Annotated in this window: 20 protein-coding genes; 9 read left to right on the top strand and 11 right to left on the bottom strand. The window is 59.3% G+C overall.

The annotated features are described in order from the left end of the window. The first annotated feature begins 3 nt into the window (after window positions 1-3). Entirely contained in the window at window positions 4-747 is a 744-nt protein-coding gene (gene cobA, locus AB4P94_RS14350; RefSeq protein ID WP_395611068.1) for a uroporphyrinogen-III C-methyltransferase, read from the top strand. A 61-nt stretch (window positions 748-808) separates the two neighbouring features. Here the strand turns inward: cobA and AB4P94_RS14345 are convergent, their stop codons facing one another. The 8 genes from AB4P94_RS14345 to ppsA all read right to left on the bottom strand — a co-directional run bounded on the left by AB4P94_RS14345 (window position 809) and on the right by ppsA (window position 8,909). After that, window positions 809-1,792, bottom strand: coding sequence for an OmpA family protein (locus tag AB4P94_RS14345; protein ID WP_395611067.1), 984 nt, complete (start codon window positions 1,790-1,792; stop codon window positions 809-811). A 107-nt stretch (window positions 1,793-1,899) separates the two neighbouring features. Continuing rightward, complete coding sequence (gene sigX / locus AB4P94_RS14340; protein WP_058412266.1) at window positions 1,900-2,490, bottom strand: RNA polymerase sigma factor SigX; 591 nt, start codon at window positions 2,488-2,490, stop codon at window positions 1,900-1,902. An 87-nt stretch (window positions 2,491-2,577) separates the two neighbouring features. After that, window positions 2,578-3,402, bottom strand: coding sequence for a mechanosensitive ion channel domain-containing protein (locus tag AB4P94_RS14335; protein WP_016973591.1), 825 nt, complete (start codon window positions 3,400-3,402; stop codon window positions 2,578-2,580). Window positions 3,403-3,404: 2 nt separating this feature from the next. Beyond that, window positions 3,405-3,650 carry a hypothetical protein gene (locus AB4P94_RS14330; protein ID WP_005790375.1) on the bottom strand — a complete coding sequence of 82 codons (246 nt, stop codon included), beginning with the start codon at window positions 3,648-3,650 and terminating at the stop codon, window positions 3,405-3,407. Window positions 3,651-3,736: 86 nt separating this feature from the next. Continuing rightward, on the bottom strand, window positions 3,737-4,732 hold the full coding sequence (locus AB4P94_RS14325; protein WP_395611066.1) for a zinc transporter ZntB: 996 nt from the start codon (window positions 4,730-4,732) through the stop codon (window positions 3,737-3,739). A 25-nt stretch (window positions 4,733-4,757) separates the two neighbouring features. After that, window positions 4,758-5,249: a ribonuclease E activity regulator RraA gene (gene rraA, locus AB4P94_RS14320; protein ID WP_049711998.1), complete on the bottom strand. Its 492-nt coding sequence runs from the start codon at window positions 5,247-5,249 to the stop codon at window positions 4,758-4,760. A gap of 188 nt (window positions 5,250-5,437) precedes the next feature. Continuing rightward, window positions 5,438-6,427, bottom strand: a complete 990-nt coding sequence (locus AB4P94_RS14315; RefSeq protein WP_395611065.1) for an alpha/beta fold hydrolase — start codon at window positions 6,425-6,427, stop codon at window positions 5,438-5,440. Between the two features lie 106 nt (window positions 6,428-6,533). Next, complete coding sequence (gene ppsA, locus AB4P94_RS14310; RefSeq protein WP_395611064.1) at window positions 6,534-8,909, bottom strand: phosphoenolpyruvate synthase; 2,376 nt, start codon at window positions 8,907-8,909, stop codon at window positions 6,534-6,536. Between the two features lie 178 nt (window positions 8,910-9,087). Between ppsA and AB4P94_RS14305 the strand changes: the two genes are divergently transcribed. After that, on the top strand, window positions 9,088-9,906 hold the full coding sequence (locus AB4P94_RS14305; RefSeq protein WP_078738561.1) for a pyruvate, water dikinase regulatory protein: 819 nt from the start codon (window positions 9,088-9,090) through the stop codon (window positions 9,904-9,906). 118 nt (window positions 9,907-10,024) lie between these two features. Here the strand turns inward: AB4P94_RS14305 and AB4P94_RS14300 are convergent, their stop codons facing one another. Then, window positions 10,025-11,449, bottom strand: a complete 1,425-nt coding sequence (locus AB4P94_RS14300) for a PLP-dependent aminotransferase family protein (RefSeq protein ID WP_395611063.1) — start codon at window positions 11,447-11,449, stop codon at window positions 10,025-10,027. A gap of 160 nt (window positions 11,450-11,609) precedes the next feature. On the opposite strand from AB4P94_RS14300, the gene AB4P94_RS14295 reads away from it, so the two are divergent. From AB4P94_RS14295 to AB4P94_RS14275, 5 genes are read left to right on the top strand one after another with little or no spacing between them, the layout of a single operon-like run. Continuing rightward, window positions 11,610-12,503, top strand: a complete 894-nt coding sequence (locus AB4P94_RS14295) for a DMT family transporter (RefSeq protein WP_395611331.1) — start codon at window positions 11,610-11,612, stop codon at window positions 12,501-12,503. Between the two features lie 38 nt (window positions 12,504-12,541). After that, window positions 12,542-14,404: a molybdopterin-synthase adenylyltransferase MoeB gene (gene moeB / locus AB4P94_RS14290; RefSeq protein ID WP_395611062.1), complete on the top strand. Its 1,863-nt coding sequence runs from the start codon at window positions 12,542-12,544 to the stop codon at window positions 14,402-14,404. Window positions 14,405-14,419: 15 nt separating this feature from the next. After that, window positions 14,420-15,334, top strand: a complete 915-nt coding sequence (locus AB4P94_RS14285; protein WP_395611061.1) for a PLP-dependent cysteine synthase family protein — start codon at window positions 14,420-14,422, stop codon at window positions 15,332-15,334. 37 nt (window positions 15,335-15,371) lie between these two features. Next, window positions 15,372-16,364 carry a serine O-acetyltransferase gene (locus AB4P94_RS14280; RefSeq protein WP_395611060.1) on the top strand — a complete coding sequence of 331 codons (993 nt, stop codon included), beginning with the start codon at window positions 15,372-15,374 and terminating at the stop codon, window positions 16,362-16,364. A 2-nt stretch (window positions 16,365-16,366) separates the two neighbouring features. After that, entirely contained in the window at window positions 16,367-17,095 is a 729-nt protein-coding gene (locus AB4P94_RS14275) for an alanyl-tRNA editing protein (RefSeq protein WP_395611059.1), read from the top strand. A gap of 64 nt (window positions 17,096-17,159) precedes the next feature. On the opposite strand, the gene AB4P94_RS14270 is transcribed toward AB4P94_RS14275, so the two are convergent. Then, window positions 17,160-18,077 (bottom strand): hypothetical protein, encoded by a 918-nt coding sequence (locus tag AB4P94_RS14270; protein ID WP_395611058.1) that lies wholly within the window; start codon window positions 18,075-18,077, stop codon window positions 17,160-17,162. 418 nt (window positions 18,078-18,495) lie between these two features. Here AB4P94_RS14270 and AB4P94_RS14265 point away from each other — a divergent pair, with 418 nt between their 5' ends. Continuing rightward, on the top strand, window positions 18,496-20,241 hold the full coding sequence (locus AB4P94_RS14265) for an ABC transporter permease (RefSeq protein WP_395611057.1): 1,746 nt from the start codon (window positions 18,496-18,498) through the stop codon (window positions 20,239-20,241). A 14-nt stretch (window positions 20,242-20,255) separates the two neighbouring features. After that, entirely contained in the window at window positions 20,256-21,578 is a 1,323-nt protein-coding gene (locus AB4P94_RS14260) for an AAA-associated domain-containing protein (protein ID WP_395611056.1), read from the top strand. Between the two features lie 146 nt (window positions 21,579-21,724). Here AB4P94_RS14260 and prpD read toward each other — a convergent pair whose 3' ends face one another. Next, window positions 21,725-23,209, bottom strand: a complete 1,485-nt coding sequence (gene prpD / locus AB4P94_RS14255; RefSeq protein ID WP_395611055.1) for a 2-methylcitrate dehydratase — start codon at window positions 23,207-23,209, stop codon at window positions 21,725-21,727. Between the last annotated feature and the right edge of the window lie 34 nt (window positions 23,210-23,243).

The following is a 23,243-nucleotide window of genomic DNA, read 5'->3' as shown; positions in this document are numbered from 1 at the left end:
AACATGAGCGCAAAAGTCTGGCTGGTGGGCGCAGGGCCTGGTGATCCAGAGCTGCTGACCCTCAAAGCGGTAAGGGCCATGCACGAGGCCGACGTGGTGCTGATCGACGATCTGGTCAACCCTGCAGTGCTGGAACACTGCGAGGGTGCGCGCATCATCACCGTGGGCAAACGCGGCGGTTGCCGCTCGACACCACAGGATTTTATCCATCGCCTGATGCTGCGGTACGCGCGCCACGGTAAGTGCGTGGTGCGCCTCAAGGGAGGTGACCCCTGCATCTTTGGCCGGGGTGGTGAAGAAGCAACATGGCTGCGTGAACGCGGGGTCGAGGTGGAGCTGGTCAATGGCATTACCGCAGGATTGGCGGGCGCGACGAACTGCGATATTTCGCTGACGTTGCGCGGTGTCAGCCGTGGCGTGACCCTGGTAACGGCGCATACCCAGGATGGCAGCAACCTGAATTGGCGTGCTTTGGCCGAGGGCGGCACCACACTGGTGATTTACATGGGCGTGGCGAAGCTGGAGGAAATTCGTCAGCAACTGCTGGACGGCGGGATGGCGGCGGATATGCCGGTGGCGATGATCGAAAACGCATCCCTGCCCCAGCAGCGCGAGTGCCGCAGCCAGCTGTCGCTCATGCAGGAGGATGCACGGGTATTCGCGTTGAAAAGCCCGGCGATCCTGGTGATCGGTCCTGTCGCCGCAACCGCGCAGGCAGCTTACCTCGCAGCCACAGCCAGTGCCTGAGGCCAAAATGCAGGCGAAAAAAAGCCCGGCCTAAGCCGGGCTTTTTTCTACCACTCAGTAATTACTGAGCAGCTTGAGCTTCAACCGAGGCTTCTACGCGACGGTTAACAGCACGGCCTGCTTCAGTTGCGTTGTCAGCAACTGGACGGGATTTACCGTAACCAACCGAGCTAACGCGGTTAGGAGCGATACCGTCTTTGACCAGAACTTGCTTGACCGCGTCAGCACGACGCTGGGACAGCTTCTGGTTGTAAGCGTCTGGACCTACGGAGTCAGTGTGACCTTCAACCACGGTGGTGGTTTGTGGGTACTGCTTCATGAAGTCGGCCAGGTTTTTCACGTCGCCGTAGCTGTTAGGCTTAACAACGGACTTGTCGAAGTCGAACTTGACGTCCAGCTCAACACGAACAACCTGAGCAACTGGAGCTTCTGGCTCTGGAGTTGGCTCTGGAGCTGGTGCTGGAGTAGGAGCTGGAGCAGCTGCGCCAGCGTTGCCGCCGAAGTTCACGCCCAGACCAACCAGTGCGGAGTAGTCCCACTTGCCGTTGTCGATTGCGTAGTCAGCTTCAACACCAGCACGAGCGTACAGGTTGTTGGTGAAGTAGTACTTCACGCCAGCGCCGGCGATAGCCAGGGTGGACTGATCGCGACCTTTGTGGCCGTCAGCTTCAACGCTGCTACGGCTCTGGTGACCGAAACCACCTTCTACGTATGGACGCAGCGAATCAACGCCAGCCTGGCCGAAGTGGTACTGAGCAGTCAGGCTGCTAGTGTCGCCACCGATCTTCTGGTTGCCAGTACCGTCGTTCGAACGGGTGTGGTTAGTCTTGTCGTAGGACAAGTTCAAGGACAGATCGTCGGTCAGGAAGTAACCAATGCGAGCGCCTGGGTTGAAGCCGTCTTCGATGTGCTTGACGCTATCGTTGTACTGCTTCTTGTAGAACAGCTCGCCTTCAACTGCGCCTTGGCCTTGTGCCAGTGCGCCGAAAGAAGTAGCGGCAATAAGAGTACCAATGGCCAAGCCCAAGGTGTTTTTCAGTTTCATCCGTTAAATCCCCATCTGGTGATTGTAAAGCAGTCCCACAAACCGGGGGACAACTCGGCGACAAGTCTAACAGAACTTGCCTACACGTAAGAGATATTTGCCACGCACTAAGTTTCAGTCTCGCCCGCAAATTTCTCACGTAATTTATCAAGAGCACGTTTGTAACGCATTTTTGTAGCACTCAAACCCATATGCATGATGTCAGCAATTTCCTGAAACTCTAGCTCTGCGACAAAACGTAGCACCAGAATTTCCCGGTCAATTGGGTTCACATGCACCAACCAGCGATCAAGTCCGGCCTTCTCCTCGGGAACCGGCGCCTTTTCTTCAGACGCTTCCTCGAGGGGGTCCAGACTCAAAGCGTCCATCAAGCGACGCTTTCGCCGTTCCTTACGATACTGCGTGATGCACTCGTTGTACGTGATGCTATAGAGCCATGTCTTGAACTTCGATTTACCCTCAAAGTTCTTCAGGCCATACAGCACCTTGAGCATCACTTCCTGACAGACATCATCCGCATCTCTATCGTTCCCTAAATACCTTGAACAAACGTTGAACAGAGTGCGTTGATATCTGCGCATCAATTCTTCGTACGCGCGTGTTACGTGAAACAGCTCCGTGTGCGCGCGCGCGACCAACTCCTCATCAGAGAGCTCACGGGGGTCATAGCGCGTGGACAGCGTTTGGGCTTTATTCAAAACAAGTCGTGCCGACAGTCAGGTCAATGTCCGCTACAGCCCGGTCAGCCGGGTTTGCGGCGGCGTACATTAGCAGGGTTTGCCGGGTTAGCGGCTACTGACCTGCTGCTCCAGGAGAATCCGATTGGACAGCGACACCAGCTCACCGTCATCGGTCAGCACCGTCGTCTTGACCGTACCGATCTCCTCGATTTGCCCTTCGACCTCGCCCACACGCACCTGTTGCCCAACCTGATACAACTCACGCACATAGATTCCCGCAAGAATCTGACCGGCGATTTCCCGGCTTCCCAACCCCATGGCCAGCGCAACGGCCAGACCAACGGTAATCAAAACAATCACGATCACATGGTTGAGCAGGTCGGTTTTGACCTCCAACTGGCTGATCGCGACGGAAATACTGATGATGATCACCAGGCCCTGGGCGATTCGCCCCAAGCCGGCAGCATAGTCCAGCCCCACGCCTTCAGCGGCCCCGCGCACCAGCCCGTTGGCCAGTTGCGCCAGTAAAACGCCTACCAGCAGTACCAGCGCGCCACCGAAAACCTTCGGCAAATACAGTGCCAGCATGTCGAGCGTAGCTGAAACTCGCTCAAGTCCAAGGGATTGAGCCGCAGAAACCAGAAAAATAAGCAAAATAAACCAGTAGACGATCTTCCCGATCAGGGTAGAGATCGGCACTTGCAGCCCCACGCGGCCCAGCATCTTGGTCAGGCCGGTGCCTGCCATCAGGCGGTCAAGCCCCAGTTTCGCAAGCAACTTGGACAGCAAGGTGTCGAGCAGCTTGGCCACGACAAAGCCCAGCAACACCAGTACCAGGGCACCAAACAGGTTGGGAATGAAATTCGCCACCTTGGTCCACAATGCGGTCATCGCGGTGACCAGGCTCTGGGTCCAGAGATCAAGTTCCATATTCAATCAGCCTTATCAGCAGTGCGAGCAAGAGGTTTACGACGGGAAACCGGTGATACGTGGGCCGAACCATTGTTCAGGGCCATCATCAACGCCGGCAGCCAACGACCGAGCAGCCCGAACAGGTCCCCCGCCCCTACCTGACGGTTGGCGGTTTTCAACACGCGGCCCAGGCAGGCATCGTCGTCACGGTTGGACGGCGAAGCATTGAGCATGTCACGCAAAGACTGTTCGAACGGATCGTGCATAAAGACCTCTCGCAAGTGATTTAAAAGACGAGGGTAAAATTCTTGGGGTCACATGGGACCCTTCCTGTGTTCAGGTCATATTCAGGTCAAACCCAGCGCAATCGTCGAAATAGCCACCACTGTCCCAGCGCCACGGCCACCATCATCAGGCAGGCAATCACGAACCCGTAGGGGCTGGCGGAGAACGGAATACCGCCCACATTTATGCCCAGCAGGCCGGTGAGAAAACTCATCGGCAGGAAGATCCCGGTGATGATCCCGAAGCGGTACATCGTTCGATTCATGCGTACGCTCAAGCGCCGGTCTTCGGCCTCAAGCACCAGCCCCACGCGCTCCCGGGTCAATTCGAGCTCTTCCAGGTAACGGGTCAGGCTGTTATTCAATTCGTTCCAGTAGTCAGCATCGTCATCACAGAACCACGGCAATTTTATCCGCGTCAGCTGCGCAAAAATATCCCGCTGCGGCGCGAGAAAACGCTTGAGCCCGGCCGCTCGCCGGCGGATCTGCAAAACGTTGCCATGCTCCGGTGTGTACCGTTCGTCGGCATCGAGTTTTTCTTCTTCGGAATCGACGATTTCGGAAAGATCAGTGACCAGATCCTGCACTTTGTTGGTCAGGTACTGCGCCATATAAAGGATGAGTTCAGACGCAGTTTTGGGCCCTTTGCCCTCCGCCAACTGCACCAGCAGCTCATCGGTCGCGCGCAAGGGGCGCAGGCGCAGGGAAATCACGCGATTGGCGGCGGCAAAAATGCGCACCGACACCATGTCTTCCGGCTCGGCGCCCGGATTGAGGTTCACACCGCGCAAGAACAACAGCAATTCGGCGTCCGGCAGCGGCAACAGGCGCGGACGCGTGTTTTCTTCCAGCAACAGGTCACAGGCGAACTCGCTCAAACCGCTGGATTTACGCAGCCACGTCTGGGTCTGCGGATGGCTGCGATCCCAATGCAGCCACAGGCTTTCCTGGGGCTGCAATTGCAAGTCGTCGAGCTCAGTCCGGGCAATCGAACGCGCACCGCCTTTACCGTCCAGCACCAGGGCATGCACCAGCCCCCATTGCGCGTTTTCTTCCTCGAACATCCTCACCCCTATCGGCTACTGCGATTTATTCAGGCATTTTCAGCGGGCTTGGCGACACGATCACGCCGTTGTTGTCGGCGTAAACATACTCACCCGGGCGGAAGGTCACGCCCGCGAATGTCACCACCACATTCAAGTCACCGATACCGCGCTTGTCGGTTTTCATCGGGTGAGAGGCCAGGGCCTGCACCCCCAGATCGGTCTGGGCAATGACGTCCACGTCACGAATGCAGCCGTAGATCACCAACCCTTCCCAGCCGTTTTTAGCGGCCTTCTCAGCGATCATGTCCCCCAGCAGTGCGCGGCGCAGGGAGCCACCGCCATCCACTACCAGCACCTTGCCGGCGCCCGGCTGGTCGGCTTGTTCCTTGACCAGGGAATTGTCTTCGAAGCATTTGATGGTGACGATTTCGCCGCCGAAAGAGTCCCGGCCACCGAAATTACTGAACATCGGCTCCAGCACCTGCACCAGGTCCGGGTAGGCGTCGCACAAGTCGGGGGTCACGTAATGGTTCATTGAAAAATTCCTTTGGGTCAAAGAAGTGTCTTTCGAAGGATGCGCCACAGAATGCGGGTGTGGAACATCCCACCCGCCTCGCCGCAACGCAATAGCCACTGCGCGACTGAATATGACCAGAAGCGTTTAACGCGTCATATCTTAGCCGCAACCACGAACAAGCGAAACGCCCTTGGTAGAGCCCTTCGTCAATCGGCCGCCGCCACCTCGGACTGTACCCCGAATAAAGGTGTCAGCGGATCTTTCAACCACTGTTCCACCAACGGCCACACTTCGGTTGTGGCGGCTTTGCTGACCAGCATCTCAACATGCCCGAAATCGCCGGTAAAACCTTGCTTGCGCCCCAGACACAGGTACTGGCGATGCTCGGAACCGACTTGTTCGAACAGCTTGCGGCACGCCCAGTCAGGGTCCTGCTGATCGCCAGCCGCGCTGACGGCCAGCAGTGGAACATCGACTTCGGCCAGGCCTTTCCACCAATCGCGCTGCGAATCACCAAAACGGCCAAACAAGCCGTTCCAGCGCATGGCCTCGATCATCACGCCTGCCGGCTCGTCCTCTGGCCCCCGCTTGAAGCGCGGGCCAGAGACGTGGGCAAAGCGCTTCAAGAGCAGGCGACTGCCCCACTCCACCGGTGGAATTTTCAGCGGCCAATGGGTACGGCTGACCTGGCAGCCAAACAACGCCACAGATGCCACCGCAGGCGCGCCAAGGTGCTGGCCGCCAAGCGCCGCCGCCAGCGTGGTGGCGCCGAGCGAATGGCCGACCCAATGCGGCACCTGTCCGCTTTGCTCGCGCACAAAGGCGCCAATGGCCGGCAAGTCGTAGCGCGCATAGTCCGCCACACGATTGTTGGCGTAATGCTGATTGCGCTTGGACAAGCCATGGCCGCGCATCTCGGGAATCCACACATCAAACCCCTGACGTGCCAGATAGGCGCCCAGGCCGATGCCCTTGGGTGAATACCAAAAGCGCCGGTTGGAAAAACTGCCGTGCAACAAAATAACCGGCGTGCCCCGGTTTTCCGGGACATCCGCCAGGCCCAAACGGGTCACGGCCAACTCGACGGTGCCGTCGGGGCTGTTGCCGGGCTTGAGGCGATACACATCTTCACTCAGGTCGCTACGACGTTCAGCGCTGATCAGGGCGACGGGAAACAAGTTGCTGCTGCTTTGCATAATGCTCTTGCACAAAAAAGGGCGGCGTCCGCGAGGATTCCCGCCCTGTACAGATAAGAATGCCGGTCACCCTTGGCGAGTGACCGGCACTTTTGACGTGTCGACCTTAGGCGGACGCTTGGCCTTCCGCGAGGAAGAACCAGGTTTCCAACACGGAGTCGGGGTTCAGCGAGACGCTTTCGATACCCTGTTCCATCAGCCATTTGGCCAGGTCCGGGTGGTCGGAAGGGCCCTGGCCGCAGATGCCGATGTACTTGCCGGCCTTGTTACAGGCCTGGATGGCGTTGGCCAGCAGCTTCTTGACCGCAGGGTTACGCTCGTCGAACAGGTGAGCGATGATCCCGGAGTCACGGTCCAGGCCCAGGGTCAGCTGGGTCAGGTCGTTGGAGCCGATGGAGAAACCGTCGAAGAACTCCAGGAACTCTTCGGCCAGAATCGCGTTGGACGGCAACTCGCACATCATGATCACGCGCAGGCCGTTTTCGCCACGGGACAGGCCGTTTTCCGCCAACAGATCGATAACCTGGCTCGCTTCGCCCAGGGTGCGCACGAATGGCACCATGATCTCGACGTTGTCCAGGCCCATCTCGTTGCGCACGCGCTTGAGGGCGCGGCACTCAAGCTCAAAGCAGTCACGGAACGATTCGCTGATGTAACGCGAGGCACCACGGAAGCCCAGCATCGGGTTTTCTTCTTCCGGCTCGTAGAGCTTGCCGCCGATCAGGTTGGCGTATTCGTTGGACTTGAAGTCCGACAGGCGCACGATGACCTTTTTCGGGTAGAACGCCGCCGCCAGGGTGCTGATGCCTTCCACCAGTTTCTCAACGTAGAAGCCCACTGGGTCGTTGTAGCCGGCGATGCGCTTGTCGACGCTTTCCTTGATGTCCAGCGGCAGGCCGTCGTAGTTCAGCAACGCCTTGGGGTGCACGCCGATCATGCGGTTAATGATGAATTCCAGGCGGGCCAGGCCCACACCGGCATTCGGCAACTGCGCGAAGTCAAAGGCGCGGTCCGGGTTACCGACGTTCATCATGATCTTGAACGGCAGGTCCGGCATGGCGTCGACGGAGTTTTGCTTGATGTCGAAGCCCAGTTCGCCTTCAAAGATGAAACCGGTGTCGCCTTCGGCACAGGAAACGGTCACACCCTGGCCGTCTTTCAGCAGTTGGGTGGCGTTGCCGCAACCGACAACTGCCGGAATGCCCAGCTCACGGGCGATGATCGCCGCGTGGCAGGTACGCCCGCCACGGTTGGTGACGATGGCGCTGGCGCGCTTCATCACCGGTTCCCAGTCCGGGTCGGTCATGTCGGAAACCAGGACGTCACCTGGCTGGACTTTGTCCATTTCAGACACGTCCTTGATGATCCGCACCTTACCCGCGCCAATGCGCTGGCCGATGGCACGGCCTTCTACCAGCACGGTGCCGGTTTCTTTCAGCAGGTAGCGTTCCATGACATTGGCCGAAGTGCGGCTCTTCACGGTTTCCGGGCGAGCCTGCACGATGTACAGCTTGCCGTCGTCACCGTCTTTGGCCCACTCGATGTCCATCGGGCACTGGTAGTGCTTTTCGATGATCATCGCTTGTTTGGCCAGCTCGCTGACTTCAGCGTCGGTCAGGCAGAAACGCGCGCGTTCGGCCTTGTCCACATCCACGGTTTTCACCGAGCGACCGGCCTTGGCCTCGTCGCCGTAGATCATCTTGATCGCCTTGCTGCCCAGGTTGCGGCGCAGGATCGCCGGGCGACCGGCCTCAAGAGTCTGCTTGTGAACGTAGAATTCGTCCGGGTTGACCGCGCCTTGTACGACCGTTTCGCCCAGGCCGTAGGCGCCGGTGATAAACACCACGTCACGGAAGCCCGATTCGGTATCCAGCGTGAACATCACGCCGGCGGTGCCGGTTTCCGAACGCACCATGCGCTGCACACCGGCAGACAGGGCCACCAGCTTGTGATCGAAACCCTGGTGTACGCGGTAGGAGATGGCGCGATCGTTGAAGAGCGAGGCGAACACTTCCTTGGCGGCGCGGATCACGTTTTCCACGCCACGGATGTTCAGGAAGGTTTCTTGCTGGCCGGCGAAAGAGGCGTCGGGCAAGTCTTCAGCGGTGGCCGAGGAACGCACGGCAACGGCGACGTCCGGGTTACCGGCCGACAGTGTGGCGAAGGCGGTGCGGATTTCTTCGTTGAGCTTCTCGGGGAACTCGGCTTCCATGATCCATTGGCGGATCTGGGCACCGGTCTTGGCCAGGGCATTGACGTCATCGACGTCCAGGGCGTCCAGCGCGGCGTGGATCTGAGCGTTGAGGCCGCTCAGTTCGAGGAAATCGCGGTAAGCCTGGGCCGTGGTGGCGAAACCACCGGGCACCGAGACACCAGCGCCTGCAAGATTACTGATCATCTCGCCGAGGGATGCGTTCTTGCCCCCCACATGCTCTACATCATGGACGCCGAGCTTATCGAGGGAAACTACGTACTCTACCAAGGTGATCTCTCCACTAACTGTGTTGGAAAAGCTCAGGGCGCCGGCTGCTCAACAGGAGCTTTCTGCGGCGTTTGTGGCCTGGACCTGGAAAATAAGTGAGAATGCGGCCCACTGCGGGACGGCAAAATCGCGCCTATCATATCCAAGATTCGCCATCAGCTTAAGGCCCAGGGCTCAAATGAAACGATCTGCTTTCTTTATCTCCGACGGCACCGGCATCACAGCCGAAACACTGGGTCAAAGCCTGCTCGCGCAGTTCGAAAACATTACCTTCGCCAAATTCACGCGGCCTTATATCGACAGCGTGGACAAAGCGCGGGCCATGGTACAACAAATCAATCTGGCGGCCGAAAAAGACGGCATGCGCCCGATCATTTTCGACACCATCGTCAATCAAGACATTCGTGAGATCCTCGCAACCTCCAATGGTTTCATGATCGACATTTTCTCCACGTTCCTGGCGCCACTGGAACAGGAGCTGAGTGAACACTCGTCTTATTCCGTAGGAAAGTCCCATTCCATTGGGCACAACTCCAACTATATGGAGCGTATCGAAGCGGTGAACTTCGCCCTCGACAACGACGATGGCGCCCGCACGCACTACTACGACAAGGCGGATTTGATCCTGGTGGGCGTGTCCCGCTGCGGCAAGACGCCGACCTGCCTGTATATGGCGATGCAGTTCGGTATCCGCGCGGCCAACTACCCGTTGACCGAAGATGACATGGAGCACCTGACGCTGCCCGCCGCCTTGCGCGCGCACTCCCACAAACTGTTTGGCCTGACCATTGACCCGGACCGGCTGACGGCTATCCGCAATGAGCGCAAGCCCAACAGCCGTTACTCCAGCTATGCCCAGTGCGAGTTCGAAGTGCGTGAAGTGGAAAATCTGTTTCGTCGCGAGAACATTGCGCACATCAATTCCACGCATTTTTCGGTGGAAGAGATATCGGCGAAGATTCTGGTGGAGAAAGGTGTGGAGCGGCGCTTCAAGTAATTTTTTTGCCAGGGCCGGCCTCATCGCAGGCAAGCCAGCTCCCACCTTTTGAATGTGTTCACAAATCAAAATGTGGGAGCTGGCTTGCCTGCGATGAACGATAACGCGGTAAACCTGCCTACAGCTGAAACCGCCCGCCACCTTGCCCCAACGCCGTCGCCAACGCATCAAACCCCGCCCGCAACAACTGATCATCGCCCGACGTATTACAAATACTCGCCCGAATAAACTGCGGCACCGCCGTCTGCCCCACAGCAAACGCCTCGGCGGTGGCGATCAGGTAATTGTTCTGCTTGAGCTCCGCCTCGATTTCCGACGCACGCCAAGGCTCCGGCACTTCAATCCAGAAGTGCGGGCTGTTGAGGTGGGTTCGGTATTGCAAGCCACTCAGCAAGTCGCGCACCAACGCCTTGCGCCGGCTGATCTCGTTGATCTGCTGGCGCAGCAGGTACTCCGCCGTGCCGTTTTCAATCCACTGGGTCGCCAACTCCAGGGTCACCGGCGTGGCCATCCAGCAGGTCGACCGCAGCGCGGCTGAAATACGGCTGACCAGCGCAGGCGGCGCATGCACATAGCCCACCCGCAACCCGGCAGACACCGCCTTGCTCAAACTGCTGATCAAAATCGTACGTTCGGGTGCGAAAAAGCTCAGGGGCGGCGGCCGGTCTTCCACCAATACACCGTGGGCTTCGTCCTCAAGAATCAACAGGTTGTGTTCGCGGCACACTTTGGCCAAGGCCTCCCGACGCGGGATCGATAAGACCGCCGTGGTCGGGTTCTGGATGGTCGGTGTGCAGTACAACGCTGAAACCCGGTGATTTCGACAGACTTCATCCAGCGCGCCCGGCAGCACGCCTTCTTCATCCATCTCCAGCCCGATCAGCCGCACGCCGAGCATGCGCGCAGCGGTGATCAATCCCGGGTAGGTCAGCTGTTCGGTGACCACCGTATCGCCCGCACGCAGCAGCGCCATCATCGAGCAGAGCAAGCCATGCTGGCCGCCATTGACGCAGATGACTTGCTCCGGAATCGGGTGAAAATCACGCTGCACCAGCCACTGCGCGCCCGCTTCACGGTAGCGCGGCAGGCCGGCGTCCGGGGTGTAGGCGCTGATGTCCTGGAGGAACTTGGCATTGGTCGACAGGGTTTGGAAGCTTTGGGCCAGAAACACCGTCTCCTGCCCGGGAATGTGCATGTTGCGGCTCATGTCGAAATACTGGCGCGGCTCCTCGCTGAAGTTGCGAAAGCCTTCATCGCGCTGACGCTCCATCCCACGCTTGCGCACGAATGTTCCGTCACCTACCCGTGCCACCACCAACCCCAGGCGCTCCAACTCGCCGTAGGCCCGGCTGATGGTGCCGATGGTCACACCCAGGTTGTCGGACAGCACGCGGTGGGGTGGCAATTTTCGTCCCGGTTCAATCAAGCCCTCAAGGATGCCCCGTTCCATGACATCAGACAGGCGCTTGTACTTCACGCCCTGCCCGCTGGACAACCCCTCACGCATAATTGACACCATGTCAATATTTGTTTTGACAGTCATCTTTGGCCCTAATAGTGTGCTTTTACGGGTTCAATCACCGGATGAAACAACTTAATACACAGTCAATATAGAGTTCAATTCCGGCTCAGGGAAGCAATAAACGATGCCAATGTCCGCCGTTCTCGAAAACACAACAAAAACAAAAACCCAGAAACAGTGGCTGGCCGGGCTGATCACCAGCGTGATGTTTCTTATCGTGTGCCTGAGTTGGGGTACCACCTGGCTGGGCATCAAGATCGCCGTCGAGAGCGTGCCGCCGCTGACGTCCGCCGGCCTGCGCTTTCTGATCGCCTTCCCGCTGTTTCTGTGTTTTGCCCTGGTGCGCCGGGAGCCCATTCTGTTTCCACGGGAAAGCCGCTGGTTCTTCGTGTTCGTGACCCTTTCCTACTTCAGCGTTCCCTATTACCTGCTCAACTATGGCGAGATGCATGTCTCGTCCGGCCTCACCGCCCTGCTCTTCAGCTGCATGCCGGTGTTCATCCTGATCTTCTCCGCGCTGTTTCTGCGTGAGCGCATCTACTTTTCCCAGGTGGTCGGCATCGGCATCGGTTTCGGCAGCCTGTACATGATCATCAAGAGCCAGGGCCTGCACCTGGACCACGCCGAGTTCTTCGGCGTGCTGGCAATCCTGACCGCCGCGATCATGCATGCCTTGTGCTATGTCATTACCAAGCAAAAAGGCAGTGCCATCAGCGTGATCACCTACAACACACTGCCCATCGGCATCGCCGGGCTGATGCTGTTCGTGGCCGGCCTGTGGTTTGAAACACCAACCTTCGAAAACATCACCCTGCGCTCCTGGAGCGCGCTGTTTTACCTGGGGCTGGTAGCGTCGGTGGGCGGTTTCATCGTGTACTTCATGCTGCTCAAGCGCCTGAGCCCGATCATCCTGTCGTTCGTGTTCATCATCTTTCCGGTGTTCGCGGTGATCATCGGCGCCTGGTATGAAGGCGTGGCGATTTCCCGCGACCTGATGCTCTATTCGGCCATCCTCCTGGCCGGCTTTGCGATCACCAAGTTGCCGATTGAAAAACTCCTGGCCAAGAAAAATTGACCCTCCAGCCCCGTCAACATGAACAACGCGAGAGAAACATGGACGTCCTCCGCCCAAAAACCCTGGAACAGATCTACGCCCACGCCAGCCGCAGCTATCCCGAGGAATGCTGTGGTTTTGTCTTCGCCGACGGCAGCGTGTACCTGGGCAGCAATATCCAGAACGAACTGCACCGCAAGGACCCGCAGATGTACCCACGCAGCGCGGCCAACGGCTATACCTTTTCGGTAGCCGACACGTTGCTGATGAACAAGGCGTTTCGCAGCGAAAACCCGGTGGTGGTGATCTACCACTCCCACCCGGATGTCGGCGCCTATTTCAGTGAAGAAGACCAGGACAAGGCACTGTTCCTGGGCGAACCGATCTACCCCGTGAGCTATCTGGTGGTGGATGTTCGTCAAGGCCAGGCCCTGGGCTCCAAGCTGTTTGCCTGGGATGGCAAGCATTTCGCCCTCAACCCTTTCAACGACCTGCACACGGAGTTGTCCATGAACGCTGTCTCTTTCCCCGACATTCTGGTTCGCGTGGCCAAGCTGCCGGAAGCGACCCTCGAGGGCACCGGATCGACATTGCGCGAAGTCATTGAAAACCTCTGCAGCAGCCACCCGCAGCTGCGCCAGCACCTGTTTCATGAAAAGAACAACCAGCTCAAGGAGCACTTCCTGTTCACCGCTGAAGAAGAATTGATCGGCGCCGACGAGCCGCTGCCGGAAAAAGCCAGAATCGAAGTGCTGCTCGCCACCTCCGGCGGTATGGATGTGGACGCCCTGAGCAATGAAGAAGTACAGCGCTACGTACGCCACATCACCCTGCCGGGCGTCGGCCGCGAAGGTCAATTGAACCTGAAAAAGGCCAAGGTGCTGATCATCGGCACCGGCGGCCTGGGCTCGCCCATCAGCCTGTACCTCGCAGCAGCGGGCATCGGCACCCTCGGGTTGGTGGATTTTGACGTGGTGGAAAGCAGCAACCTGCAACGCCAGATCGTTCACGGCAACAGCACGCTGGGCATGCCCAAGGTCGATTCCGCCAAACAGCGCCTGCAGGACTTGAACAGCCATATTCAGATCAATGCGCACAACACCGCCCTGAACGCCGACAACGCTTTGGAGCTGGTGGGCGCCTACGACCTGGTGATCGACGGCACCGATAATTTCGACACGCGCTACCTGGTCAACGACGCCTGCGTGCAGCTTGGCAAACCCTTGGTCTACGGTGCCATTTACCGGTTTGACGGGCAGATCAGCGTACTCAACTACAAAGGCGGGCCTTGCTACCGCTGCCTGTTCCCTTCCGCGCCACCTGCAGAGCTTGCACCCAACTGCAGCGCCGGCGGGGTGATTGGCGTGCTGCCGGGTGTGGTCGGGATGATTCAGGCCACCGAAGCCATCAAGTTGCTGATCGGCATTGGCGAGCCCTTGTCCGGCCGCTTGATGCGCTTCGACGCCCTGGCGATGAAGTTCAGCGAAATCCGTTTCAAGCGTCGCCCCGACTGCCCCTGCTGCTCGGAGCTGCGCCACAGCGAAACCCTGGCCCCGGCCCTCTGCGCCGATGCCGTACCGAGCCGGCCGGCACTCGCCGAAGAGCGCTACATCAAACCACGCGTACTCAAACAAGTGCTCGACCACCACCGCAGCGCCGACGTGCTGCTGGACGTGCGCGACGCCAGTGAGCTGGAGGTGTGCAAGTTGCCAGGCGTGGTGCATATCCCGCTGGCCGAACTGGACGGGCAACTCGACAGCCTCAGCCGCGACAACACTCACTACCTGATCTGCTACGCCGGCACCCGCGCCGAGCAAGCCGCCAGCACACTGCTGGCCGCAGGTTTTGCCAATACCAAGGTGCTGCAGGGCGGCATGAAGCATTGGGTCCGCGACGTCGAACCCGACATGCCGTTGTACTGAGCCGGGGGCTGACCGATGCTGCATAACTCCATTCTCGACGTAATCGGCCAAACGCCGATCGTGCGCCTGGCGCAGTTTTCCGAAGACCTCGGCATAGAGGTCTACGCCAAGCTTGAATCCCTCAACCCCGGCGGCAGCCACAAGGCGCGCATTGCCCTGGGGATGATCCTCGACGCCGAGCGACGGGGCGTGCTGATTCGCGATTCAGGGCAAACCATCATCGAGCCCAGCGGCGGCAACACCGGCATCGGCCTGGTGATGGCCGGCAATGTGCTGGGCTACAAAGTGGTGCTGGTGATTCCCGACAACTACAGCCCCGAAAAGCAGAAGCTGCTGCGCCTGTATGGCGCCAGGGTAGTGCTCTCGGACAGCCGTCTGGGCAACAACTCCCATGGCGAAAAGTGCATGGAGCTGCAGCTGGAAAACCCCAACTACGTCATGCTCAACCAGCAGCGCAATGGCGCCAATCCGCAAACCCACCGCGACACCACCGCGCCGGAAATCCTGCGAGCCTTCGGTGATCTGCGCGTGGACTATTTCGTCAGCGGCATCGGCACAGGCGGGCATATCACCGGTATCGGCGAAACCCTGAAAACAGCCTGGCCAGCCCTGCGTGTGATGGGCGTGGAGCCGGAGGAATGCGACCTGCTGAAAGACCAGCATGCGCCGCACCATATCCAGGGCCTGTCGATCGGCTTGATCCCCAGCATTCTCAACGTGAACGTGCTGGATGGCATGCTCAAGGTGTCGCGCCAGGCGTGCATCGACATGATGAAACGCATCATGCGCACCGACGCCATCAGCCTGGGGTTGTCGTCCGCCGCCAATATGGTCGCCATTGCCCAACTTGCCCCCGAACTGCCGCCCGAAACGGTGGTGCTGACAGTGGTCTACGACAATGCCGACGGCTACCTGCCCAGTTTCGAATAAGCGGTTTCCCAACAGACCAGAATGCGGGGGTGCCTCCATGGGGGGCTTTATCGACATGCAACAGCTGCACGATGAGTTGATCACTCACCTCATCAAGACCTTGACGCCTGCGCAGATGAAGCAGCTGGAGCCACATCTGGCACCGCTGATCCAGAACGCCGCGCAGGCCGTGGCCGAAGACTTGATCGCCTATGCCTATCGTGATCCGGCATCCCGCGGGCGCGGCGAGCTGATACTGGAGTCCTACGCCTCCTTCAAGGCGGTGTTGTTCTACCGCCTTGCGCACCTGGTGTGGAATTTCCCCGACAAGGCCAACGGCGTGTTTTCGCGCATCGCCCTCAAGCTCAGTAACCAGGGCAAGATCCTTTCCGGCGCCGAGATTCACCCGGCGGCGCGCATCGGCCGGCGTTTTGTACTGGACCACGGCTACGGCACGGTGATCGGCGAGACCTGCGAAATCGGCAACGACTGCTACATCCTCTGCGGTGTCACCCTGGGTGCACGGGGGATCGCCAACAACCCGGACGGCAAGCGCCACCCGCGCTTGGGCAACAATGTGGAGGTGGGCTCCGGTGCACGCGTGCTGGGCTATGTACTGATCGGCGACAACGTGTTTATCAGCCCGTCCTGCGTCATTACCCAGGATGTGCCGGCAGGCACCAAGGTCAAGGTGGTCAACCAGGTTCAACTGCAAAAAAATACCGAGTCAGACCAGGGCAGCTACCTGGGTGCCTTCGCCCTGGATGAGCGTTTGCACGTGGTTGGCGAGGTCAGCGGCAGCCACAAGGTCACGGTGCTGGACGCCGACTTTCACCCCTTGCAGGGGTTGATGCTGGAGCCCACCGTCAAAGAACGTCATCACCTGCAATTTCGTCTGCGGCGCCTGGATATAGGTGAGCAACTGCCGCGCCTGCCGCTGAACCTGAAAGTCAGTGGCCCGGAATTTGAAATCACCCTGCTCTCCCCCCCTGGCTTGAGCGCAATGGTGCGTCACCTGTTGCAAGCCAGCCCATTGATTGTCGGAGGTTGAACATGTCTGTGCACACCATGGAAACCCTGGCGCTGTTTGACAGCGCGCCTTACCAGAACGCCTTCAGTGCCCGGGTGATTGCCGTCAGCGAACACGGCATTGCCCTGGAGCACACCTTGTTCTATCCCACCGGCGGCGGGCAGCCCGGCGACACCGGCCACCTGACCTTGCCCGACGGTACGCGGGTGGCGGTGACGGGCACCGTGCGCGACCCGGTGTTGCGCTCGATCATCTGGCATCAGGTTGAACACTGCCCCGAACAATTGACGGCCGGCGTGCAGGTGGATGCGGGCCTGGATTGGGAGCGCCGCTACCAGCACATGAAGATGCACACCTGCCTGCACTTGTTGTGCTCGATCATCGATGCGCCTGTGACCGGGTGCAGCATCAGCGCCGATAAAGGCCGTCTGGATTTCGACCTGCCGGAAATGACGCTCGACAAAGACAGCATCACCCGTGACCTCAACGCTTTGATCGAACAGGCCCACGCGGTGACAACCTTGTCGATGCCCGCTTCGGAGTATTCCACGCTGCTGCAGATCACCCGCACCCAGGCCGTCGCGCCACCGGTGATCCAGGGCTCGGTGCGGGTGATAGAAATCAGCGGAATCGACATCCAGCCGTGCGGTGGCACCCACGTGGTCAACACAGAGGAAATTGGCCGGGTGTTTTGCGAAAAGATCGAGAAGAAGAGCAAGCACAACCGCCGGGTGATCCTGCGGTTTGAGTAACGGATTCAAACTGAAAAACGCCAGTGTGAAGGACGCCCACCACACTGGTTGGTCCGGTATCGCCCTATTTCGCCTGGGCTTCGATTTGCCGGGTTAAGGTTTTGATCTGTTCCTCAAGAGTTGACATCATTTGCTCAAAGTAAGCCGTCATCTCATCAATTTGAATCTCAAGCTTTTGGTTTTCCTGCTTGAAGTACTCAATCGTGCCAGGAGCAGACTCTGTTGATTCATTGGTCAAAGCGGGCTTTTTAGCTTGCGATGGAGTCATCATTTCAGGCGCCATGTCGTTCGGTAGCGCAGCTTCAGTGGTGCCTGCCGACAGAGGATGATTCTGGTTTTGCGGTGCGCTCTGGCTGAGCAATTGAGTCAGTTCATCAAGCTTGTCAGTCAGTACTGTCATTGCATTCTTCAAGTTCTGCATTAACACGCCGAGTGCGTTTTTAAGCTGGGAGATATCTTCGGTCAACTGGGCAAAGCCGGCAGCGTGGACTTGCTCAGTTGTTTGCGTGTCCGGCGTGTCAGATGTTTCGGGTGGTTCAGTCGCTACGGTCTGAGCATCGGCAAAACGGTTCTGTAGCTTAGAGCCTTGAGCACCGGACGTGCCTTCAGTCTGTTGACGTGAAGAATGGATCTGTTGCTCCAGTGTCCCTATTTTCGTGGCGAGCTCAGGGAGCTTTGTCTGTATTTTTGTGGCCAGAGTTGCGTACTTGCCGAGAAGATTCTGGTTTTTTTGGGCCACTTCGGCTAGCTCGGCCGACATATCAGCCCCCTGAGGGGGCTGCGGATTGATCATCCCGCTGTGGCTCGAAAACTGCCCGCGTTGCTCGGGCGTCATCGGGCCTCGGGGAGGCTCGGAGTAGGTCTGTGGGCCGGCGCTTCCTGACGCCTCAGGGTTGTTTTCCTGACCGGCAGGAACCGAATTTCGGGGTTGTTCATAGCCCGTCATATAAGGAGTTTGTGGACGCGTGTTTACTGAAGTCATAGGGCACCTTCTCAAATTCAGGTATCAAAATCGCAATGTCGGATGACATGTTCCAGCCAGCCATCTGCCTACCTGATTGGCATTTACCCAAAGGAGGTTCCAAGGCATCAGAAAACTTGAATCACTGCGTATTTCAGCGCCGAATTCCTCCGATCTGCTATTTGAATGAATCCCGACCCAATACCGAGCCACCAGGTCGCAGTTCGTACAGGAAACTGACAGCAAATTTATGCGCTTGTAACATTTAGAAACGTACAATTCCGCCAACAGCACATCTCCCCCAGATGCGCTGCCCCTGGCTCATGGAGAAGCGCGCCCGCCCCTTCTCGGTGAGTGCTTGAAGAGAAGCTAAGCTCACACCCACTACGCTTTTGCGAACCTGAACGCCGCAGGACTGACTGCCTATGAGCAATTGCCTATGAATCGAGTCTTTCGTGACTACCTGCCGGCGTCGACCCTGCGCTTGCTGCCTAACCGCTGGGACCTGGTCGCCCTGCCGCTGGTGATCGGTTTTCTGCTGTTTTTCTCTATTACCGCCCGCGAAACCTGGGCGCCTATCGCCACCTTGCAAAGTGAAGTCATCTCCCTCGACCCGGCCAATCTGCCGGAATACGCGATGCGCACGACCTTGCGCATGCTCGCGGCGATGGTGGCGGCACTGGTGTTTACCTTTTTGTATGGCACGCTGGCCGCCAAAAGCCGGCGCGCCGAAAAACTGCTGGTGCCAGTGCTCGACATCCTGCAGTCGGTGCCGGTACTCGGTTACATCTCGTTCACCGTGACGTTCTTCCTGTTGCTGTTTCCCGGCCGCGTGCTGGGCGCCGAGTTCGCGGCGATCTTCGCGATCTTCACCAGCCAGGCCTGGAACATGACGTTCAGCTTCTACCAGTCGCTGCGCATGCTGCCCCATGACTTGGTGGAGGTATCGACCAACCTGCGTCTTTCCGGCTGGCAGAAATTCTGGAAGCTCGACGTACCATTCGCCATGCCAGGGTTGGTGTGGAACATGATGATGAGCATGTCCGGCGGCTGGTTTTTTGTGGTGGCCTCCGAGGCCATCACCGTCGGCGACAAGACCATCACCCTGCCCGGCGTCGGCTCGTATCTCGCCCTGGCGATTGCGCAGAAAGACCTGCACGCCGTGGGCTATGTGATCCTCGCCATGGTTGCGGTGATCCTGATCTACGACCAGTTCCTGTTCCGCCCGCTGGTGGCCTGGGCCGACAAGTTCCGCATGGAAACCACCGCCTCACAAGGCGCCGCGCCGCAATCCTGGCTGCTGAACCTGATCCAGCGCACACGCGTCGTGCAGCGCATCCTGCGCCCGATCACCCGCGCCATCAGCCGTATCGGCAACAAGCGTTTCAGCCTGGGGGGCGGTGCGCTCAAGGCATTGCCTGCGCAAACCCCGGCAGCCTCGAAAGTGATCGATGTAGTCTGGGGCACGGTGATTGCACTGATGGCCGCCTATGCGCTGTATCACATCGTGTTGTACGTCGGCACCGAAGTGACCTTCGCCGAAGTCGGCCATGTGTTTGTGCTGGGTTTGATCACGCTGCTGCGGGTGGCCGGGTTGATCCTGATCGCCTCGCTGATCTGGGTGCCGCTGGGCGTGATGATCGGTTTGCGCCCACGCCTGGCGGAAAAGATCCAGCCACTGGCGCAGTTCCTCGCTGCCTTCCCGGCGAACCTGCTGTTCCCGGTGTTTGTAATCGTGATCCTGCACTACAACCTCAACCCGGACATCTGGCTGAGCCCGCTGATCGTACTCGGCACCCAGTGGTACATCCTGTTCAACGTGATCGCCGGGGCCAGCGCGTTTCCGAATGACTTCAAGGAAGCCGCCGCCAACTTCCGCATTCGCGGCTGGCTGTGGTGGCGCAAGGTGATGTTGCCGGGGATTCTCCCTTACTACGTCACCGGCGCGATTACCGCCTCGGGCGGCGCGTGGAACGCCAGCATCGTGTCCGAATACGTCTCGTGGGGCCAGGACAACGTGGTCGCCCACGGGCTGGGCGCCTACATCGCCCAAACCACCGCCGCCGGCGACTTCCCCAAGATCGCCCTGGGCGTGGTGGTGATGTCGATCTTTGTGGTGGCGTTCAACCGTGCGGTCTGGCGACCGATGTACGCCATCGCTGAAAACAAACTTCGTTTGAATTGACGGGATTCGCCGTGATGACTACCCCTACTGAACACACTGTCGACACCCCGGAAATTTACTCGCTGAAAAACGTGAACCGGGTGTTCGGCAAGGGCAAAGACGAGCTGCAAGTGCTCAGCGGCGTGGACCTGAGCCTGCACGAAGGCGAGATCGTCGGCATGCTCGGCCGCTCCGGCTCCGGCAAGTCCACACTGTTGCGCATCATCGCCGGGCTGATCCAGCCCTCCTCGGGCGATGTGCGCTACCAGGGCAAGCCACTCAACGGCCCGGCCGAAGGCGTGGCCATGGTGTTCCAGACTTTTGCCCTTTTCCCGTGGCTGACCGTGCTGGAAAACGTGGAAGCCGGCCTGCAAGCCTTGCAGGTCGAGCGCAAGGAAACCCGCCGACGTGCCCTCGCCGCCATCGACTTGATCGGTCTCGACGGGTTTGAAAACGCCTACCCCCGTGAATTGTCCGGCGGCATGCGCCAGCGCGTGGGGTTTGCCCGCGGCCTGGTGGTCAACCCGACGCTGTTGTTGATGGACGAACCCTTCTCGGCGCTGGACGTACTCACCGCCGAAACCCTGCGCACCGACCTGCTGGATTTGTGGAGCGGCAAGCAGTTGCCGATCAAGTCGATCCTGATCGTGACCCACAACATCGAAGAAGCAGTGCTGATGTGCGACCGCATTCTGGTGCTGTCGTCCAACCCGGGCCGTGTGGTCGCCGAGATCAAGGTGCCATTTGCCCACCCGCGTAACCGCCTGGACCCGACCTTCCGGCAGATGGTTGACGACATTTACGCGCTGATGACCGACCGGCGCAGCGCCGACGCCAGCCGTGGCCTGCCCGAGCTGAAAATGGGCAGCCTGTTGCCGGAAGTGTCCACCAACCTGATGGCCGGCCTGATCGAAACCCTCGCTGCCGAGCCCTACAACGGGCACGCCGGTCTGCCGACGGTGGCCGAGCGACGTTTGCTGGAAGTCGATGACCTGTTCCCGGTGGCCGAGATGCTGGAGCACTTGGGCTTCGCTGAACTCAAAGGCGCCGACATCACCCTCACCGACGCCGGCAAGCTGTTCGCCGACTACGGCACCCAGGAACGCAAAACCCTGTTCGCCGAGCACTTGATCCGCCACGTGCCGCTGGCCGCGCGCATTCATCAGGTGCTGCTGGAGCGCAGCGGCCACCGTGCCCCACGGGTGCGTTTCGAACAGGAGCTGGAAGACTCGATGACCGAGGCCTTTGTCGAGAAAACCCTGGAAAGCGTGGTGGCGTGGGGGCGGTATGCGGAGATCTTTTCGTATGACGACCACACCGAGACGTTCAGCCTGGATGATGTGGAAGGCAGTATGTAAAACCGGGCAAACGAAGATTCAAATGTGGGAACGGGCTTGTGTGGGAGCGGGCTTGCTCGCGAAAGCGGTGTGTCAGTCGATATTCATTTCACTGACCCGCCGCTTTCGCGAGCAAGCCCGCTCCCACATGGGTTCTCCGTTACTTTCTAGACCACGAACAAGTCCACAAACCGGTTTACCGGGGTGCCCTCAAGCCGCTCTTGATCCTTGCACAGCGCAAAAATCTCCCCACTGCGCTGCGCGGTAAACCGCGTGGCCAGGTTGGCCTTGAACTTGTCTTCCAGCAATGGAATGCCATCCACCCGGCGGCGGCGATGGCCGATCGGGTATTCCACCGCCACTTGTTCGGTACTGGAGCCGTCCTTGAAAAACACCTGCACGGCGTTGGCGATGGAGCGTTTGTCGGCCTCCAGGTATTCGCGGCTGTAGCGCAGGTCTTCAACGATTTCCATCTTGCCGCGCAGCTCGTCGATGATCGGGTGCGAGGCGTGGAAATCATCTTCGTACTGCTCGGCCACCAGGTTGCCGAACGCCAGCGGCACAGCGGTCATGTATTGCAGGCAGTGGTCACGGTCGGCGGCGTTGGCCAGTTGGCCGACCTTGGAAATGATGCGGATCGCCGACTCGTGGGTAGTGATCACGATGCGCTCGATTTCGTGCAGACGATGCTTGACCTGCGGGTGCAACGTCACCGCCGCCTCACACGCCGTTTGCGCATGGAACTCGGCAGGAAAGCTGATCTTGAACAGCACGTTTTCCATCACGTAAGTGCCGTAAGGCTGGGGCAAGCTGAACGCGCGCTTGTCCTCGGGCTTGAGCGCCAAATCCTTGTTGGAGTGGCTGAACAGCACGTCATAGAAGCCCCACTGCGGCGCACTCAACACACCGGGAATGCCCATCTCGCCGCGCAGCGCGATATCCGCCAGGCGCACGCCCCGGCTCGAGGCATCCCCCGCCGCCCATGACTTGCGCGAACCGGCATTGGGCGCGTGGCGGTAAGTGCGCAACGCCTGCCCATCGACAAACGCATGGGACAAGGCCGCGAGCAACTGCTCACGGTTGGCGCCCATCAGCTTGGCCGTAACGGCCGTGGAGGCGACTTTCACCAACAACACGTGGTCCAGGCCTACACGGTTGAAGGAGTTTTCCAGGGCAATCACACCCTGGATTTCGTGGGCCATGATCATCGCTTCCAGCACCGCGCGCACGGTCAGCGGTGCGTCGCCATTGGCCACGCGTTTTTGCGAGAGGTGGTCGGCCACGGCAAGGATGCCGCCAAGGTTGTCCGAAGGGTGGCCCCACTCGGCGGCGAGCCAGGTGTCGTTGTAGTCGAGCCAGCGCACGATGCAGCCGATGTCCCACGCAGCCTTGACCGGGTCCAGACGGAACGAAGTGCCGGGAACACGCGCGCCGAAGGGTACAACCGTGCCTTCCACGATAGGCCCCAGGTGCTTGGTGCACTCGGGGAAACGCAGGGCCAGCAGGCCGCAACCCAGGGTATCCATCATGCAGTTGCGGGCGGTGTCCAGCGCATCCCGGGAGTCGATCCGGTAGTTGAGGACGTAATCGGCAATGTCCTGCAAAACCTGGTCGTAGTCGGGGCGGTTGTTCTGGTCGACGTTGGCGCTCATGGCAGTACTCCAAAAATGGGTTGGGGTTAGTCCT

Origin of the sequence: Pseudomonas sp. B22129 (genome assembly GCF_044218875.1) — a bacterium.
In the GTDB taxonomy this organism is placed as follows: Bacteria; Pseudomonadota; Gammaproteobacteria; order Pseudomonadales; family Pseudomonadaceae; genus Aquipseudomonas.
This window is presented reverse-complemented; position numbering and strand designations above follow the sequence as displayed.

Bases quoted from the DNA above. Each gene is read 5' to 3' on its own strand.
- AB4P94_RS14330 (WP_005790375.1), bottom strand. From the start codon at position 3,650: ATGCACGATCCGTTCGAACAGTCTTTGCGTGACATGCTCAATGCTTCG.
- AB4P94_RS14300 (WP_395611063.1), bottom strand. From the start codon at position 11,449: ATGACTGTCAAAACAAATATTGACATGGTGTCAATTATGCGTGAGGGG.
- moeB (WP_395611062.1), top strand. From the start codon at position 12,542: ATGGACGTCCTCCGCCCAAAAACCCTGGAACAGATCTACGCCCACGCC.
- AB4P94_RS14280 (WP_395611060.1), top strand. From the start codon at position 15,372: ATGGGGGGCTTTATCGACATGCAACAGCTGCACGATGAGTTGATCACT.
- AB4P94_RS14305 (WP_078738561.1), top strand. From the start codon at position 9,088: ATGAAACGATCTGCTTTCTTTATCTCCGACGGCACCGGCATCACAGCC.
- AB4P94_RS14285 (WP_395611061.1), top strand. From the start codon at position 14,420: ATGCTGCATAACTCCATTCTCGACGTAATCGGCCAAACGCCGATCGTG.
- AB4P94_RS14345 (WP_395611067.1), bottom strand. From the start codon at position 1,792: ATGAAACTGAAAAACACCTTGGGCTTGGCCATTGGTACTCTTATTGCC.
- AB4P94_RS14315 (WP_395611065.1), bottom strand. From the start codon at position 6,427: ATGCAAAGCAGCAGCAACTTGTTTCCCGTCGCCCTGATCAGCGCTGAA.
- AB4P94_RS14260 (WP_395611056.1), top strand. From the start codon at position 20,256: ATGACTACCCCTACTGAACACACTGTCGACACCCCGGAAATTTACTCG.
- AB4P94_RS14325 (WP_395611066.1), bottom strand. From the start codon at position 4,732: ATGTTCGAGGAAGAAAACGCGCAATGGGGGCTGGTGCATGCCCTGGTG.
- cobA (WP_395611068.1), top strand. From the start codon at position 4: ATGAGCGCAAAAGTCTGGCTGGTGGGCGCAGGGCCTGGTGATCCAGAG.
- AB4P94_RS14265 (WP_395611057.1), top strand. From the start codon at position 18,496: ATGAATCGAGTCTTTCGTGACTACCTGCCGGCGTCGACCCTGCGCTTG.
- AB4P94_RS14335 (WP_016973591.1), bottom strand. From the start codon at position 3,402: ATGGAACTTGATCTCTGGACCCAGAGCCTGGTCACCGCGATGACCGCA.
- AB4P94_RS14270 (WP_395611058.1), bottom strand. From the start codon at position 18,077: ATGACTTCAGTAAACACGCGTCCACAAACTCCTTATATGACGGGCTAT.
- rraA (WP_049711998.1), bottom strand. From the start codon at position 5,249: ATGAACCATTACGTGACCCCCGACTTGTGCGACGCCTACCCGGACCTG.
- AB4P94_RS14275 (WP_395611059.1), top strand. From the start codon at position 16,367: ATGTCTGTGCACACCATGGAAACCCTGGCGCTGTTTGACAGCGCGCCT.
- prpD (WP_395611055.1), bottom strand. From the start codon at position 23,209: ATGAGCGCCAACGTCGACCAGAACAACCGCCCCGACTACGACCAGGTT.